This window comes from Corynebacterium sp. p3-SID1056, from assembly GCF_025152525.1.
Taxonomy (GTDB): Bacteria; Actinomycetota; Actinomycetes; order Mycobacteriales; family Mycobacteriaceae; genus Corynebacterium.
Map to the genome: position 1 here is coordinate 242,269 of NZ_JALXXL010000001.1, position 16,564 is coordinate 258,832.

At 65.5% G+C, this 16,564-nt stretch carries 12 protein-coding genes and 1 pseudogene; 5 read left to right on the forward strand and 8 right to left on the reverse strand.

The genetic code is table 11. The annotated features are described in order from the left end of the window. Positions 1 to 94 precede the first annotated feature (94 nt). The 3 genes from M3G14_RS01115 (at position 95) to M3G14_RS01125 (ending at position 3,189) form a co-directional block, all read left to right on the forward strand. The gene (locus M3G14_RS01115; protein WP_259924071.1) at positions 95 to 1,990 is read left to right on the forward strand and encodes a choice-of-anchor I family protein; all 1,896 of its coding nucleotides are present in this window, start codon (positions 95 to 97) and stop codon (positions 1,988 to 1,990) included. 182 nt (positions 1,991 to 2,172) lie between these two features. Next, complete coding sequence (locus M3G14_RS01120; protein WP_259924072.1) at positions 2,173 to 2,661, forward strand: hypothetical protein; 489 nt, start codon at positions 2,173 to 2,175, stop codon at positions 2,659 to 2,661. 93 nt (positions 2,662 to 2,754) lie between these two features. Then, the gene (locus M3G14_RS01125; RefSeq protein WP_259924074.1) at positions 2,755 to 3,189 is read left to right on the forward strand and encodes a hypothetical protein; all 435 of its coding nucleotides are present in this window, start codon (positions 2,755 to 2,757) and stop codon (positions 3,187 to 3,189) included. Between the two features lie 90 nt (positions 3,190 to 3,279). Here M3G14_RS01125 and dnaE read toward each other — a convergent pair whose 3' ends face one another. The 7 genes from dnaE to lspA all read right to left on the reverse strand — a co-directional run bounded on the left by dnaE (position 3,280) and on the right by lspA (position 13,120). After that, complete coding sequence (gene dnaE, locus M3G14_RS01130; RefSeq protein WP_259924075.1) at positions 3,280 to 6,849, reverse strand: DNA polymerase III subunit alpha; 3,570 nt, start codon at positions 6,847 to 6,849, stop codon at positions 3,280 to 3,282. A 36-nt stretch (positions 6,850 to 6,885) separates the two neighbouring features. Beyond that, positions 6,886 to 8,169: an ABC transporter permease gene (locus M3G14_RS01135; protein ID WP_259924080.1), complete on the reverse strand. Its 1,284-nt coding sequence runs from the start codon at positions 8,167 to 8,169 to the stop codon at positions 6,886 to 6,888. A gap of 3 nt (positions 8,170 to 8,172) precedes the next feature. Next, positions 8,173 to 8,892 (reverse strand): ABC transporter ATP-binding protein, encoded by a 720-nt coding sequence (locus M3G14_RS01140; RefSeq protein WP_259924305.1) that lies wholly within the window; start codon positions 8,890 to 8,892, stop codon positions 8,173 to 8,175. 273 nt (positions 8,893 to 9,165) lie between these two features. After that, positions 9,166 to 10,959: an efflux RND transporter periplasmic adaptor subunit gene (locus M3G14_RS01145; RefSeq protein ID WP_259924082.1), complete on the reverse strand. Its 1,794-nt coding sequence runs from the start codon at positions 10,957 to 10,959 to the stop codon at positions 9,166 to 9,168. Positions 10,960 to 11,135: 176 nt separating this feature from the next. Next, positions 11,136 to 11,684 (reverse strand): hypothetical protein, encoded by a 549-nt coding sequence (locus M3G14_RS01150; protein WP_259924084.1) that lies wholly within the window; start codon positions 11,682 to 11,684, stop codon positions 11,136 to 11,138. 1 nt (position 11,685) lies between these two features. Further along, on the reverse strand, positions 11,686 to 12,615 hold the full coding sequence (locus M3G14_RS01155; RefSeq protein ID WP_259924086.1) for an RluA family pseudouridine synthase: 930 nt from the start codon (positions 12,613 to 12,615) through the stop codon (positions 11,686 to 11,688). Further along, on the reverse strand, positions 12,605 to 13,120 hold the full coding sequence (gene lspA / locus M3G14_RS01160; protein ID WP_259924088.1) for a signal peptidase II: 516 nt from the start codon (positions 13,118 to 13,120) through the stop codon (positions 12,605 to 12,607). The genes M3G14_RS01155 and lspA overlap by 11 nt, the downstream gene beginning before the upstream one ends. 78 nt (positions 13,121 to 13,198) lie before the next feature. Here lspA and M3G14_RS01165 point away from each other — a divergent pair, with 78 nt between their 5' ends. After that, entirely contained in the window at positions 13,199 to 14,212 is a 1,014-nt protein-coding gene (locus tag M3G14_RS01165) for a DUF6263 family protein (RefSeq protein ID WP_259924089.1), read from the forward strand. A 31-nt stretch (positions 14,213 to 14,243) separates the two neighbouring features. Then, positions 14,244 to 15,948 (forward strand): annotated as a pseudogene (locus M3G14_RS01170) (ABC-F family ATP-binding cassette domain-containing protein). 7 nt (positions 15,949 to 15,955) lie between these two features. Here M3G14_RS01170 and M3G14_RS01175 read toward each other — a convergent pair. Further along, entirely contained in the window at positions 15,956 to 16,564 is a 609-nt protein-coding gene (locus tag M3G14_RS01175; RefSeq protein WP_259924090.1) for a hypothetical protein, read from the reverse strand.

The following is a 16,564-nucleotide window of genomic DNA, read 5'->3' on the forward strand; positions in this document are numbered from 1 at the left end:
CGGGATTCACCAAGTGTTCACTTCAGGTTCTCCTGGCAACCACCTGGAAAAAATATGCTCGGCTGCCAGTTTCTCATACGTAGAAAGGTTTCCCATGTCCACGTTTTCCCGCGCCTCCCGCCGCGCGCTGTCGCTTCCCGCCGCGGTCTCGCTTGCCGCAGGGCTCGCCACCGTCGCGCCGGCCAATGCCACTGTCGTCGCCGAGCCCATCTACGACCAAGCCGCAGATTCGAGCGTCTCGGTCACACCCCTCGGCTCCTACGACACGGGCGTGTTCGACGAGTCGGCGGCAGAGATTGTGGCCTACCACGCGGCGTCGAAAAGGCTGCTCACAGTCAATGCCAAATCCGGCAAGATTGACGTCCTAGATATTTCGGACCCGGCAGCGCCGACCAAGGTCGGCGAGGTCCACGGCGGTGCGGATACCACCATTAACTCCGTTGCCGTGCGCGCAGACGGGCTTGCCGTTGCCACCGTCGAGCCCGACGCGGACAAGACGGCCCCGGGCGAGGTCATCTTCTTCGACGCCGGCGCGGACACGCTCGGCGAGGTGCTCGGGCGCGTCGGCGTCGGTGCGCTACCGGACATGGTCACGCTGACGGAAAAGGGCGACTACGCCCTGGTGGCGAACGAGGGCGAGCCCGCCGAGGACTACTCGGTCGACCCGGAAGGCACGATCTCCGTGATCAGCTTGCCGAAGGACGTCGCCGCACCTGGCGAGGACGCCGTGCGCACTGCGGATTTCCGCGCATTCGAGGGCACGCTTGCGGGCAAGGGCGTGCACATTTTCGGCCAGGTTGGAGCGTCGACAAGCGAAGCGCAGAACCTCGAGCCGGAGTACATCGCGGTCGACGGGGGCACGGCGTACGTCACCCTGCAGGAAAACAACGCGATCGCGGTGGTCGACATCGCCAACGCGAAGGTCGACGACGTCTGGCCGCTCGGCACCATCGACCGCCGCGAGGTCCCTTTCGACGCCTCCGATAAGGACGGCGAGGTCAACATCGCGAACTGGCCGGTCAAGTCCATCCTCCAGCCCGATTCCATCGCCGCATACAGCGCCGACGGCACCACCTACCTCGTGGTTGCCAACGAGGGCGATGCCCGCGACTGGGACGGCTACTCCGAGGAAGCACGCCTGAAGAAGTTCGGCACCAAGGACATCGCGCCCATCTGCGAGGGCTACGCGGGGCTTTCCGCCGAGCAGCTCGAGGCGCTCCAGTCCGACGAGCAGCTGGGGCGGCTGAACATGACCACCGCCTTCGGCCTGAACGAAAAGCAGGGCTGCTACGACGACCTGTACAACTTCGGCGGCCGCAGCTTCTCCATCTACACCACCGATGGCACGCGCGTGTTCGATTCCGGTGCCGACTTCGAAGACATCACCGCGCGAATCCTGCCGGAGTACTTCAACTCCAACCACACCGAAACCTCCCTTGACACCCGCTCGGACGACAAGGGTCCGGAGCCGGAGGGGATCACCGTCGGCACGCTCAACGACCGCACGTACGCCTTTGTCGGCTTCGAGCGGCTCGGCGGCGTGATGGTCTACGACATCACCGACCCGAAGCACGCGAAATACCAGGCCTACATCAACAACCGCGATTTCTCTGTGGATATGGAGTCACTCGAAGGCGAGCAAGCGCTTGCCGACGGCCTGTCCACCGCCGGCGACCTCGGCGCCGAAGGACTCGCGTTCATCCCCGCCGCGGACTCCCCGAACGGCGAGGCGCTGCTGGCGGTCGGCAACGAAGTCTCCGGCACCACTTCCCTCTTCCAAGTCGCCTCCCTGCTTCAGGCGCAGGCCCCGGGCGATACGGGTCACCCTGGCAAGGCGGAGGAAGGTTCCTCGACCGCTGGCAAGGTCGTCGCGGCGGTTGCTGGGGTGCTCGGTGTGCTCGCCGCGCTTGTCGCGGCTGGCGTGTCGCTTGGGCTGGTGCGCAATCCGATCGACCACGTGCTGAGCCAGCTGCCGACGCTGCCCCGTTAACCACAGGGGTTTACTGTCGCCACACGAGCTCAGTACAGCAGCGGCGAACCCACCGTCGTAGCTGGTAGCGCCGTTGCACTATCCAAATCGTTATAAACCTGCTAATTTTTCTATCGACCTTGCTGTAATCGTCCAGTCGATTCACGGCTAAGTACAGAGATTCCCACGAGGAGCACACAACTATGAAGCGTATTTCTACCGCCGTTGTCGCCGCCGCGACCGCACTGGCCATGACCGCGACCCCGGCATTCGCTGCCGAGGAGACCCAGAACGACCAGAACGTCACCGGCACTGACCAGGGCACCGAGAACCAGGAGCAGCAGGAGAACCCGGGCGAGGGCTCCAAGGACGGCGAAGGCTCCGAGGACCAGGAGAAGCCTGAGACCCCGAAGAACCCGGAGACCCCGGAGCAGCCTGGCGACAAGGACAACCAGGGCGGCAACCAGGGTGGCGGCAAGAAGCAGCAGGGTTCCGCTGGTTCTTCCAACGGCCACGTCGTGGGCATCACCTCCGGCCTGGCTGGCGCGACGCTCACCCTCGCTCTGATCATCGGTTCCAACCCGACCGGCATCAACAAGATCATCGATTACCTCAACGCAAACTTCCAGCTGGGTCTGCCGCACCTGCATGTCCCGAAGGTGCAGCTGCCGAACATCCCGAACTTCTTCTAAGTTCGCTGTAGTGTCGTAAACGGCACTGTCGGCGGGGCGCTGTTGAGGTGCGCCCCGCCTTTTCTTTTCTCTCCCCCTCGGAAGGACACAGACGTGAAGGCTCCCTACCCCATTGCGGCCGCGAGTGTCGCAGTACTCGCTGTTGCTGGGCTTAGCCCCGTCTCGGCGCAAGACGCACCGGAGACGCCCACCGCCACCGCGACCGCAACGGCAACACCGGCAACACCGAGTGCCACAGCAACCGCGACGCCGCCGACAACGACGCCTGCGGGCCCGACTCCGGTCACGGTGACCGTCACCGCGCCCGCAGTGACCGCGACGACCACCCCGTTCCGTGCGAAGGGCCCGAGCTCCGAATGGATCAACAAGGGCGCGCTCGATGAGCGCGGGAAGGAAATCTTTACCTACATTTCCTTTGCGCTCAGCTTGATCGGTGGTCTGCTGCAGGCTGCGGCCTTTGTCGCCGCCGCATCTCCCGACATGCAGGCTCGTTTGAAGTCGATGCTCGCCCAGGTTGGCATTAAGTAGCTGCTACTTCCGAACACTGAAGCGCCCGTGGCACCGCAGATGCGGCACCGCGGGCGCTGGTGTTTTTGCGCTGCGTTTAGCCCAAGGTGCTTAGCCTAAGATCCCCATGCCCATTGTGGCCTTGAGGTCACCCATGAGGTTGGCAGAACGCTCCACGCGTAGGTGATCGCCCAGCACCATCATCTGCGTGTGCTCGCCATTGACCAGGTTCAGGTACACATCCGAATCGCCCGGGTTGTTCTGCAGCACGCCCTTCAAGCGCGCAATGTTTTCGATGGTGCACTGGTCGGTGCGCAGCGTCAGCCGCAGCGGGAGGCCCGCGCCCTGCCCCGGCCCGAGTTCGGGGACCTTGACATCGTCGCCAAAGAGGCTCATGCGCTCGTCGCGGATCGTCACGCGCGCCTTCACCAGGATGATGTTGTCCTCCACAATTTGCGGGGCGACCAGCGAGTAGACCTTGTTAAACAGCAGCACGTCCACCTGCGCACCGTGGTGGTCCTCAATGGTCACGATTGCCCAGGGTGAGCCGTCTTTCTTGGAGAAGCGGCGGTCCACACTCGAGATCAGCCCGCCGAGAGTGACCTCGGTGCCGTGGCGCAGCTCGCCGGAAAGCACCGTGGTCAACTCGGTGTCGGTCTGCTGTGCAATTGCCTCCTCGAAGCCGTCGAGCGGGTGGCCAGAGACGTACAGGCCGAGCATTTCACGCTCCAGGGCCAGCTTGTGCTTCTTGTCCCACTCATCGTCCGGGATGTCCATGGAAAACGCGGCTGTGGCGCTTTCCTGTCCATCTTCGCCGCCGCCCAGGCCGGCGAATAGGTCGAACTGTCCCTTGTCCGCGGCCTTCTTCGTGGTGAGCACGGCGTCGACCATGTCCTCTTGGACCAGCATGAGCCCCTTGCGCGCGTGCCCCAGCGAGTCGAAGGCGCCAGCTTTGATCAGCGACTCGGTGATGCGCTTGTTGCACGGCAGCAGGTCGATCTTGTCCAAGTAGTCGGAGAAACTCGTAAAGTTGCCCTTCGTGTGGCGCGTCTCCTTGATGGACTCGACCACCTCAGCGCCGACGTTGCGCACCGCGGCAAGGCCGTAGCGGATATCTTTGCCCACAGCCATGAAGTTTTCTTCCGACTCGTTGATATCCGGCTGCAGCACGGAGATGCCCAGATGGCGGCAGTCGGACAGGTAGATCGCAGACTTGTCCTTCTTGTCGCCAACCGACGTCAGCAGCGCGGCCATGTACTCGGCGGTGTAGTTCGCCTTCATGTACGCCGTCCAGTACGAGACCAGGGCGTAGCCTGCCGCGTGCGACTTGTTAAACGCGTAGGAAGCAAACGGCTCGATCGTGCCCCACAGCGCGTCCATGGCGCTCTTGGAGTAGCCATTTTCCTGCATGCCGCCCCAGAACTTGTCGTACTGTTGCGCAAGCACCTCTGGCTTCTTCTTACCCATCGCCTTACGGAAGCCGTCTGCTTCGCCTGCGGTGTAGTTGGCCACCTTCTGCGAGATACGCATGATCTGCTCCTGGTAGACGATCAGGCCGTAGGTCTCGTCCAGGATTTCCTTCAGCGGCTCGTCCAGCTCCGGGTGGATCGGCGTAATGGGCTTGCGCCCGTTCTTGCGGTCCGCGTAGTCCCAGTGGGCGTTCACACCCATCGGGCCCGGGCGATAGAGCGCGAGCGAAGCGACGATGTCTTTAAACCCGGTCGGCTTCATGCGCTTGAGCAGTTCCTGCATGCCGCCGGAGTCCAGCTGGAACACGCCGAGGGTGTCGCCGCGTGAGAGCAGCTCGTAGACCGCCGGGTCGTCGGTATCCAGGCCCTCCAGGTCCAGGGTCTCGCCGCGGTTTTTCTGCACGTTTTCCAGCGCGTCGCCAAGCACGGTGAGGTTGCGCAGGCCAAGGAAGTCCATCTTCAGCAGGCCGATTGCCTCGCAGGCCGGGTAGTCCCAGCCGGTGATGATCGCGCCGTCGGCAGGCCGCTTCCACATCGGGATGTGGTCCATCAAGGGCACCGAGGCCATAATCACCGCGCAGGCGTGCACGCCCGCCTGGCGCACCACGCCTTCCAGGCCGCGCGCGGTCTCGTAAATCTTGGCCACGTCCGGGTCCGTCTCAATCAGCGAGCGCACCTCGGCCGCCTCCTTGTAGCGGGCGTGCTCCGGGTCGGTAATGCCGGCCAACGGGATGTCCTTGGCCATGATCGCCGGCGGCAGGGCCGCGTTGATGCGGTCGGCCATTTGGAAGCCGGGCTGGCCGAAGTTCACCTTCGCCGAGTCTTTGATGGCCTGCTTCGTCTTCACCGTGCCGAAGGTGATCACCTGGGCGATCTTGTCTTCGCCCCAGCGCTCGGCAGCGTAGGTGATCATTTCACCGCGGCGGCGATCGTCGAAGTCGATATCAATATCGGGCGCGGACGGGCGCTCCGGGTTGAGGAATCGCTCGAACAGCAGGCCGTGCTCCATCGGGTCGATGTTGGTGATGGTCAGCGCGTAGGCCACCAGCGCACCTGCAGCCGAGCCACGGCCGGGCCCCACGCGGATGCCGATCTCGCGAGCATGCTTGATCAGCTCCGCGACGATGAGGAAGTAGGAGGGGTAGCCCTTCATGTCGATGACGTCGATCTCGTACTTCGCGCGGTCCAGGTACTCCTGGGGTACCTCTTTGCCCTCGAAGCGGTCCTCCAGACCGCGCTGGACCTCCTTGCGCAGCCAACTGGTCGGGGTTTCCCCTTCCGGCACGTCGGCGATCGGCATGCGGTCGTGCGGGTGTTCCTCCCACAGCTCGCCGTAGTCGCCGACGCGCTCGGCGATCCACAGCGTGTTGTCGCAGCCGTCGGGCACCGTGGAGTCCCACAGCTCGCGCATCTGCTCGGCGGTCTTGATGTAGTAGCCGGTGCCGTCGAACTTGAAGCGGTCCGGGTCCATCAAGGTCTTGCCGGTTTGCACGCAGAGCATGGCCTCGTGCGAGGGTGCCTGGGATTCCAAAACGTAGTGGCAGTCGTTGGTCACCAGCGGCGGCAGGTCGAGCTCTTTGCCGATGCGTAGCAGGTCGTCGCGCACGCGCCGCTCGATGTGCAGGCCGTGGTCCATCAACTCCAAAAAGTAGTTGTCCCGGCCGTAGATGTCCTGCCACATCGCGGCGGCCTCGAGCGCCTCGTTGTACTGGCCCAAGCGCAGACGCGTCTGCACATCGCCGGAGGGGCAGCCGGTGGTGGCAATGATGCCGTCGGCGTGCTCCGCGATCAGCTCGGCGTCCATGCGCGGCCACTTGCCAAGCTGGCCTTCGTAGGAGGCGAGCGAGGAAAGGCGGAAGAGGTTGCGTAGTCCCGTCGCGTTTTCGGCGAGCATGGTCTGGTGCAGGTACGCGCCGGACGCGGAAACGTCGTCGCGCTTCTGGTCCGGGGTGCCCCACAGTTGGCGTTTCTTGTTCAGTCGCGAGCCGGGGGCCATGTAGGCCTCGATGCCGATGATCGGCTTGATGCCTGCGTCGACCATGCGGCGGTAGAAGGCGTTGGAGCCGAACATGTTGCCGTGGTCGGTCATGCCGACGGCCGGCATGCCCTGGCGCGAGACCTCCTCCGCAAGCAGATCCACCTTTGCCATGCCGTCCAGCATGGAAAATTCGGTGTGGTTATGCAGGTGGACGAAGGAGGATTTTTTGGCCATGCCGGCCATCATATCCCGCCGAGCAAACGCGCAAAACTACTCGTAGCGCAGCGCCTCGATAGGCTGCATCTTCGCCGCCTTGGACGCCGGATACGCGCCGAAGAACACACCGGTAGCCAAAGAAAACAGCAGTGAGAAGAGCACCGCGCCCACCGGCGGCCACACGAAGGCGTCGAAGGCGGCGGTAGCGATCATGCCGATGGCTCCGCCCAGGATCACGCCGATGACGCCGCCGACGAGGCAGACCAGCATTGCTTCGACGATGAACTGGGTACGGATGTCGCCGTGGGTCGCGCCGAGTGCCTTGCGCACGCCGATCTCGCGGGTGCGCTCGGTGACCGTGATGAGCATGATGTTCATCACGCCGATGCCGCCGACGAGCAGCGAGATACCACCGATGGCCGACAGCACCGTCGACATGATGCGGAAGACGCTAGTCAGCTCCTGCAAGGAGGAGGACAGGTCGATAACCTCGGCCTCGAAGTCTTCATTGCCCTTATACAGGCGGTCAAGATACGACTGCAGGTCGGCCTGGAACACCTCGGCTTCCTCGTCCGGCGCGGAGCGCACCGAGAACGAGCTAAACCAGTCGCCGTTTAATCCCACGCGGTCGGCAGCGGTGACCGGGATGAAAATGTCCGAGTAGGACTCCATGCCGCCCATCATGCCGCCGCCGGAGTTATTCTCCGCGTCGCCGTCCATCACACCGATGATGGTGAACACGGCCGGGTGTCCGTCCTGCACCACGTCGATGCGCTGGCCGAGTGCGGAGGCTGCGTCGCCGTCAAACATGGCGTCGATAAGCTCGGGGCTCACCACGGCCACGGGGCGCTGCCCCGCCATGTCCTTGTCCGAGATGCCGCGGCCGAACTCTATCTCGCTGCCGCGCATGTCGAAGGATTCCGGCAGCACCGGGTAAATCGTGGTGCTGACCATTTCGCCGTCGTTGTCGATTTCGCCCATGCTGGACAGCTCGATGTCCACGCCGGTGACGCGCTCGCCGAAGGAGGCCTTCAAGTCGTCGAGGTCCTGTAGCGTCACCGCGTCTTGCTCGTCGGTGGGCGGGGCCATGGACAGGGCGGCGAATGGGTCGTCCGAGCCCTCGCCTTCTTCGGCGCGCTCGTGCACCGCCACCGGGTGGGTGGTCGTGCCCACGCCCTGGAGGCCCGACATGACTTGGTTTTCCAGCCCGCGGCCGAGCGTCATGATGATCACCACGGCCATGATGCCGATGATGATGCCCAGCAGGGTCAGCAGCGAGCGCAGCTTGTTCTTGTTCAGGCTGGACGTGGCCAACCTGATGGATTCAGTGAGATTCACGTCCTACTCCTCGCCTCGCAGCCCGGCGGGCACCCGCACCTTGTCGATTCGCCCGTCGAGCATCTCCACGACACGGCCAGTCTCCTCGGCTAGCTCCGGGTTGTGCGTAATAAACACCACGGATTTACCCAGGTCGTCGTGCAGTTTGTGGAATAAGTCCATCACCATTCGGCCTGTTTTGGAATCGAGTGCGCCGGTTGGCTCGTCGGCAAGCAACAGGTCTGGGTCATTGGCGAGGCTGCGCGCGATCGCCACACGCTGCTTCTGGCCGCCGGAAAGCTCGTTGGGGTTGTGGTGGAGGCGATCGCCCATGCCCATCATCTCCAACAGCTCGGCGGCGCGTGCCTCGCGCTCTTGGCGCTCCACGCCCGCGTACATCATGGGCATAGCCACATTTTGCAGCGCGTCGATGCGCCCGATTAGGTTGAAGTTCTGGAAAATGAAGCCGATGTTTTGGCTCCGGTAGGCGGCCAGCTCCTTATCCTCTTTGGCGTAGACCGGCTCGCCGTTGAAGGCGTAGCCGCCCTTCGTGGGCCGGTCGAGCATGCCGATGAGGTTCATCAGGGTCGACTTGCCGCAGCCCGAGGGCCCGACGATGGACACGAACTCGCCGTGCTCAGCGTAGAAATCGATGCCGTGCAGCACGGTGAGCTCGCTCGGCTCGCCCTCGTTGTAGGTCTTGACGATGCCGCGCATGTCGATGAGCAGCCCAGAGTCAGCCATCGAGGGCGCATGCTTCTCGACGCCCACCTGTCCACTTCCCGCAACCACACCGGCCGGGGCGTCCGTGACCGGGAGTGTCTCGGTCACGGGCTCAGTCTCGGTCACCGGCTCGTCGTCTTCCTCGTCGCCGAAGAAGAAGGGGTCGGTTTCCGGGTTGCCGTCGTATGCTTCCTCGGCAGCGTGGTCGCCGGCCGCATGCTTTGCACTGCGGCGTGATTTCTTAGAAAACTTGGAGAACTTTTTCGAAAACGGAGTGCTCAATGGCTCACTCCCCTACTTGTCGTCGCCGCCCTCGGCGGCGGGGTCGTTCTTCGAGTCCTTGGAGTTCTTCTTGGAATCCTTCTTCTCGTCTTTGGGCTTGCCCTCTTTCGCCTCGCGGACCTGCTCCGGGTCGAAGCCCGGGTCAGAGATGCTCACCTTGTCGCCGAGCTTGCCGGAGTATTCGTCGGGCCAGTTGATCACGATGTCGCCGGCCTTGAGCTCGCCGCCAGTAATGGCGATGTCGACGTCGTTGCTCGCTCCGGTGTCCACCTTGCGCTCTTCCACCACGCCGGAGGACGCATCGTCGCCGTCGGTAGCCATGACCAGAACCTTTTCGTCGCCTTCGTCGCCGTAGACGGCGTCGAGCGGCACGTTGAGCGCGTCCGGGGACTCCTGGGTGATGATCTCGGCGCGCACCGTGCCGCCGAGCAGGAGGCCCTTGGTGTCGCCCGTGACCTCGATCTCGACCGGGAAGGACACGCTGCCGGACTCGCTGCCGGATTCCGAACCGCCCGCTGGCATCCCGCCCGGCATACCGGCGGGCGCAGCGCTGGACTCGTCGGCTGCAGGCGCGATGCGCTTGACGCGGCCCTTGAACTTCTTGTCGCCCGTTGCCGTGGACGTGAACTCCACACGGTTGCCCTGCTTAATGTTGGGCACGTCCGCCTCGCGGACCTCGGACTTGATCAGCAGGCTGGAATCGTCGGCGAGGCTGAGCAGCTTGCCCTGCGGGATATCGCCTTCTTCTACGTCCACAGAGGTGACCACGCCGGCCAGCGGCGAGTAGAGGGTCGCCTCCTGTAGCTGGTACTCCAGGGTGCCGTCGGATTCAGAAATGCCGGCGCTTTCCGCCTGCCGACGCGCCGAATCCACCTGCCCCTGCAACTGCTGACGCTCCTGCTGGGCCTGCGACTGCGCTGCGGCGAGGCCCGCCTTGGCGTCCTGCAAGGCCGCGTAGGCCTCGTCGACGCCCATCGGCGCGCCGCCAGCGGCACCCGCGCCGGCGCCGTCTGCGCCTGCGATCTGCGCGAGCTGCTCCGGCGACATCCCGCCCGGAGCACCTGCGCCACCCGGCGCGCCCGCAGCACCGGCACCACCTGCCGCACCCGGCACGCTCGGCGCGCCTGCACCGCCCGGCACACTCGGCGCGCTCGCGCCCGGTGCCTTCGGGCCCTGGTTTGCGCCGTGAGAGCTATTGCCCGGCAGGTGCGAGGACAGGTTGCCAGCCATCTGGGTGAAGACGTCGGCCACGCGAGTGGCCGAGCGGCCGCCCTGTGCAGCAACCGCCGCGTCGTAAGCGGCCTGCGCCTGGTCAACCTGGGCTTGCGCCTGGCGGATCGTCTGGTTTGTCCCGTCCGCCATCGACTGGTCGTGCGCATTGAGCTGCGCCTGGGCCTGCTCGAGCGCCTGGGTGGCGTCGGCCTGCGCGTTGGCCTGCTGACGCTCCTGCGCGGCAAGCTGGCGGTCCAGCTGCTCGGTGTTCATCGAGGCCAGGAACTGTTCCTTTTGCACCCGGTCGCCCGGCTGCACGGCGATCTTTTCCACCTCAGACTGCACCGAGGTGGTGATGTTCATGGCCCGGATCGGCGCGATGTGGCCGTTGACGATCACGCTGTCCGAGACGCCCTCGGCGGCGGCAATGGTGTAGTCGCCCGGCTGGAGGCCCGAGCCCTGTGCCTCATCCGACCCGCCGAACCCGCACGCGGAAGCGAACAGCGCCACGCTGGTCAGCGCGGCGACGGTGCGCAGCTTCAGCGAGCGGCGGCGGGTGGTGGCGTGCGGGGTGGCAGTTCCGAATTCGGACACCAAACATTCTCCTCACAAACGGGCGCGCCACGAATAGCCCCAAGCTCGAAAGGGCAGCGGGCGCGAAAGGCGTGCAACTTCCGCAAACTATACACGCTGCACCCTTCATATGGCAGTGCTGGATCAGTGTTGGAACTCTGCCTCCACCCCAGTAAATCCCATTCTTGGAATTCGCTTTATGCACCCGGTGTGGACACTGCGAACGCGCCCCACACCGCATCGGCGGGCAGCACCTCGACGGCAGCGACCTCTGGCAGGGCCGCAATGTGTTGCAGCGTGCGCGCGTCTGCGGTGACGATCACGCCAACAACGCGTGGGTCGTCCGGTGCGTGGTGCGCACGCTCACCCGCGCGCCGTAGCTCCCGCTCGCACACCTCGGTGCGGTCAGCGCCGTCCGCCGGCTCCGGGGTGTCTTTGTACGCCAGGCCGGCGGGCACGATCGCGTTGACTCTCGGCGCGGCCTCGTAGGTCGCCGCCGCCTGGGGGCAGTGCAGCGGGGTGGCAAAACTCAGCAGGGCGAAATGTTGCGCGTCATCCTGCGCGGCACGGGCAAGGGAGGCCGCCGCGCGCGACGCGTAGTGCTCGGCAGGCTCGCCGTTGAAAGGTCCGAGCGTATCGCCCTGCACCGTCTCCGGTTGCGGCGGGTGCAGCGCGCCGACGGCGAAGGTGCCGGCTGCCAGCACCACGGCCGCCGCGAGCGCACCGAGCACCTGGTTCGCCCGCATGCTATCCGGCCCGCAGCAGGTCGAGGGCGCGCTGCAGGTCGTCCGGGTAGCCGGATTCCACCACCATGTACTCGCCAGTGCGGGGGTGGGTAAACCCGAGTGCCTTGGCGTGCAACCACTGGCGGATCAGCCCGAGGCGCTTGGCCAGGTTCGGGTCCGAGCCGTACATGGGATCGCCAACGCACGGGTGCCCGGTGGCGGACATATGCACGCGGATCTGGTGGGTCCGCCCGGTCTCTAGGTGCACCTCTAACAGGCTGGCCTGCCGGAACGCCTCGAGCACCGTGTAGTGGGTAATGCTTTCACGGCCGTCGTCGGTGACCGCAAACTTCCACCCGGCGGAGGGGTGGCGCCCGATAGGCGCGTCGATGGTGCCCACGATCGGATCCGGCAAGCCTTGGACCACCGCGTGGTAGGTCTTATCCACGGTGCGCTCCTTAAACGCACGCTTGAGCACCGAGTAGCCCTGCATGCTCGCGGCCACCACCATCACCCCAGAGGTGCCCACATCCAAACGCTGCACAATGCCCTTGCGTTCGGGCGGCCCCGCGTCCGGCAGCGTAAAGCCCATCGCCTGCAGGCCGCCGAGCACGGTCGGTCCCTCCCAGCCGAGCGTGGGGTGTGCCGCCACCCCCACCGGCTTGTCCACGGCGATGACGTCGGCGTCCTGGTACAGCACGTCAAGGCCCTCGACCATCTCAGCGACGGGCTCCGGGGCGCGCTTGGGCTCGGGCAGGGTGGCCTCGATGATGACGCCCGGGGTAACGCGGTCGGATTTTTGGGGCAACGTGGCGTCGATAAGCACCTGCTCCGAGGCAATCATCTCGGCGGCGACGCTGCGCGAAACCCCGAAGAGCTTGGCCAGCGCGGCGTCGACGCGCATGCCGGCGAGGCCTTCTGGGACGGGAAGGCGGCGGAAATCACCCGGCATCCGAATCCTCCTTGAGAAAGAGGGCGAGGGCGAAGATCGCAACGCCGACAGTAATAGAGGCATCGGCGAGGTTAAACACCGCAAAGCTTCCCACCGAGATGTAATCCACCACGTGCCCGAACCAAAAGCCCGGGTCGCGCGCGAGGCGGTCGATGAGGTTGCCGAGCGCACCACCAGCGATCATGGCCAGGCCAACGGCCTCGACGCGATTACCCAGGCGCGGAGCCGCGAAAAGCGAACCGAGGACGAACACGAGCTGAATCGTGGTGAACAGCCACGTCGAGTTCTGCCCCATGGAAAAGGCCGCGCCCGGGTTAAACAGCAGGTAGAAGCGGAACCAGTCCCCGATGACCGCAACCGGCTCGCCGGGGGTCAGCCAGCTGAGCATAAGCTGTTTGACCGCCTGGTCTACCGCCGCAATGGCGAGCATGATGCCCGCGACCAGCGGCAGGAAGCCGCGCCTGCGAGCGGTGCCGCCGTGAAGTTGGCTAGTTGTGTGTTGCATCGCTTGTTTACTGTAGCCGCTTCGGCACAAAGCGGGTATCGCCTCTTCGCCCCATGCAGTGTGCGGTAGGTTCAAAGTGTGTTTTCTCTGCTCGACCGCCCCAATTCCCCCGCACGACGCGCAGCACTCGCCCTGGGCGCCTGCCTTGCGCTGACTCCCCTGTCCGCGTGCAGCGGCGCCGACAGCGACCCGCTCGAAACCATCCCCGCCTTCGCGCTCGACACCCCGGCGGTGGAGGTCACCGAGGCCGGTGAGCGTCCGCAGCTGCTCGAATATACAGACGCGAGCGCAGGCGAGGACGCGACTGCCTGGGAGACCACCGTGGAAGTCTCCACCGGGCTCGACCAAGACGTGTTGCCCGCGGACCACATCGACGAGCACAGCCAGGCCCCCGCCGGCGGCAACGTGGATACCGTGACCCTGCCGTTGCAGGTGGCAAGCTCGCCCGCGGCCGAGCCGGGCGAGGGTGAGTCCCCCGCCGCGCGCGAGGTGGAGTTCACCGTCGGCACCGCCACCCACTCCGATCTGGATCGCAACGAGGAGCTCGCCAGCGCGAAAGACTTTCTCATGCGCTGGCGCGCCGCCGAAAGCGGTGCGATCTCGACGCTCAAGCTTTTAGCCCCCGGCGACTCGACGGAGGCAGGCCGGGAGACCGTGGAGCGCTCGCTGCTACTTCTCGCCTCCACCAACGTGGTCCTGCCGAAGGAACCGGTCGGCGTTGGCGGGTCGTGGACGGTACGTAACCGGATCACCGGCGCGTCGAACATGCTGCGCACCAGCACGTACACGGTCACCGCGATCGACGGCGACCGGGTCGAACTCGACGTCGACGTTCAGGAACGCCCGACCCAGCAGTCGCTGTCGATTGATAACGAGGTGGCAGGCGAGCTGAACGGTTCCTCGCTTGATGTGGAGACTACGTCTACTACCTCGCAGGGCAGTATTACGCTTGACTTAACCCGCCCGCTGCCGGTAGCGGGGCAGGTCGCCTCGACAACTCGCTTGGTCTACTCGGGCGCGGGCGGCACCAGCAGCGGCTTCAAAGTGGTCCAAGACGTCACCGAGGCGCTGACCTACGGCGCGGACGCTTAAGCGCCCCCTACTTGTTACACGGAGGTTTCCCATGGTTGCACCGCTACACATCGGCCTTGACGGCATCTCGTTTTCCTACCCCGGCGGCAAGCGCGTGCTCACCGACATCTCCTTCGCCGTCCCCTCCGGCTCGGTCACGGGACTCATCGGCGAGAACGGCGCGGGCAAATCCACCTTGCTGTCCGTCATCTCCCGCGAGCTCGTCCCAGACACCGGCGAGCTGATCACCCCGCCGGTCACCGGCTTCATCGCCCAGGAAACCTCCCTGCCCTTTACCGAGCCCGCCAGCATGCTTATCGACGCCGCCGTGGCCGAACTGCGCAACGTCGAAGCCGACATCTCCCGCCTCGGCGAGGCGATGGCGACCGAGGAAGGCGCGGGTGACGCCACCCTCGCCGCGGACTTCGACCTCGCGCTCGCGCGCGCGGAGCAGTCAGGTGTGTGGGAACTCGATGCGCGCATCGCCACCGTGCTCGCCGGCCTCGGCCTGGCCAACGTGCCGTTGTCGACACCGCTGGGCGAGATGAGCGGCGGGCAGCGCCGCCGCTTCGCCCTGGCGACCCTCCTGTTGCGGCCCATCGACGCGATGGTGCTCGACGAGCCCACCAACCACCTCGACGACGAGGCGGTCGACTTCCTCGTCGGCGAGCTCGAGGCGTTCAAGGGCCCGGTGCTGGTGGCCTCGCACAACCGCTACTTCTTGGACACGGTGTGCGACGGCATCGTCGACCTCGACTTAGGCCTGGGTTCCGAGGGCGGCTTCGGCGAAGAAACCCGCCAGGGCGCGCGCTTCTCCGGCGCGTTTTCCGACTACCTCAAAGCCCGCGAGGACCGCCGCCGCCGCTGGGAGAGCGACTACGCCGCCCAGGAGCACGAGCGGGCACGCCTGGAAAAGGCGGCCGAGCAGGATGAAGAGGACGTCTTCCACTCCCACGAGAACAAGACGGAGACCCGCAAGGCTGCGAAGTTCTACGCAGACAAAGCGGCGAAAACGGTGGGCAACCGACGCCGTTCGGCCCGACTGCGCCTCGAGGCGCTCGAGCGCGAAGCAATCCCGGCCCCGCCTGCGCGCCTGGCCTTTCGTGGGGTGCCGGAGCACACGGCGACGTCGATAGGCGTGCCGGCGATCGTGACCACAGGGCTTGCGGTGCCGGAGCGGCTTGCGCCGCTGGATCTCAAGGTGCAGCCGGGCGAGCAGCTGCTCATCGAAGGCCCGAACGGATCCGGCAAGTCCACCCTGCTGAAAATCCTCGACGGCACCCTCACCGACTTCGAAGGCGAGTGCGTCATCCCCGAGGAATACTCGGTCGCCCGCCTCGAGCAGGACGACGACTGGCAGGACTTAAGCGTCACCGCCGCGGAGGCCTTCGCGGCGCGCACCGGCGAGACCGGCCCCCCCCCTGGTCGAGATGGGTCTGATGACGCAGGTGCAGTCGGAGAAGAAGCTCGAAGACCTCTCGCTCGGCCAGCGCCGCCGTGTTTCGCTCGGCATCATTCTGTCCTCCCCGCCGGACCTTTTGCTTCTCGACGAGCCCACCAACCACCTCTCACTCGCCCTTGCCGAAGAGCTCGAGCACGCACTGCTCGACTTCGCCGGCACCGTTGTGATTACCAGCCACGATAGGTGGGTGCGCCGCCAGTGGCGCGAGCGCATCCGCAAGAAAGACGAACGCGCCAGGATCCTCACCCTGTCCACGATGTGGACCGATGAAGTCTGGCGCGACGAGACGGACTAGCGCGGGCTTACAGCGCCGGGGCCTCCTGGTACTCGCCCTCCGGGTCCGGAGCCTCCGCCGGCGCTTCAGCCGGCGCTTCGGCAGGCGCGTCTGCCGGGGCCGGTGCCTGGCACATCTGCGGCAGCTGCTCCGGCGGCAGCGTGTTGCTGACCAGGGTGCAGGCCCACTCCTGGGAAAGTTTCCACTGGCCGTCCTCAAACACGAATTCCACGTCTTCCGCCTGCTGGGAAGACTGCTGCTCCGGCTGGGTGAAGTTCACCGTAGCCAGCACGGTATTCGGACCATAGCCGGGCAGAATCGGGTCGACGACCTGGAAGTTGGCCCCGGACTCCTGCTGGGACTGCGCCATCACGTCGAAAAGCTCGGGCACCGTCTCCCCACCCTGCACAGTGTTGGTGCGCTCGCCGATCGGCAGGTTCGAGTCGGTGGCACGCGCCAGTACCGCGTTGAGCTCGTCCGCACTGGGCAGCTCGGCAACCGGTGCGGCCTGCTGCGCCGAGGTCTGCTCGCTCGCGCTGGTGCCCTCGTTTTCGGCGGCATCATCGTTGGAGCAGGCCGCCAGGGTAAGGCTCATGCCTACAGCGGCGACGGCGGCGACGAGTTTGTGTGCGTTCAC

What these genes read in the sequence shown, in the direction of transcription:
- M3G14_RS01115 (WP_259924071.1), top strand. Translation starts at nt 95, where the DNA reads ATGTCCACGTTTTCCCGCGCCTCCCGCCGCGCGCTGTCGCTTCCCGCC.
- M3G14_RS01120 (WP_259924072.1), top strand. Translation starts at nt 2,173, where the DNA reads ATGAAGCGTATTTCTACCGCCGTTGTCGCCGCCGCGACCGCACTGGCC.
- dnaE (WP_259924075.1), bottom strand. Translation starts at nt 6,849, where the DNA reads ATGGCCAAAAAATCCTCCTTCGTCCACCTGCATAACCACACCGAATTT.
- M3G14_RS01140 (WP_259924305.1), bottom strand. Translation starts at nt 8,892, where the DNA reads ATGGCTGACTCTGGGCTGCTCATCGACATGCGCGGCATCGTCAAGACC.
- M3G14_RS01150 (WP_259924084.1), bottom strand. Translation starts at nt 11,684, where the DNA reads ATGCGGGCGAACCAGGTGCTCGGTGCGCTCGCGGCGGCCGTGGTGCTG.
- M3G14_RS01155 (WP_259924086.1), bottom strand. Translation starts at nt 12,615, where the DNA reads ATGCCGGGTGATTTCCGCCGCCTTCCCGTCCCAGAAGGCCTCGCCGGC.
- lspA (WP_259924088.1), bottom strand. Translation starts at nt 13,120, where the DNA reads ATGCAACACACAACTAGCCAACTTCACGGCGGCACCGCTCGCAGGCGC.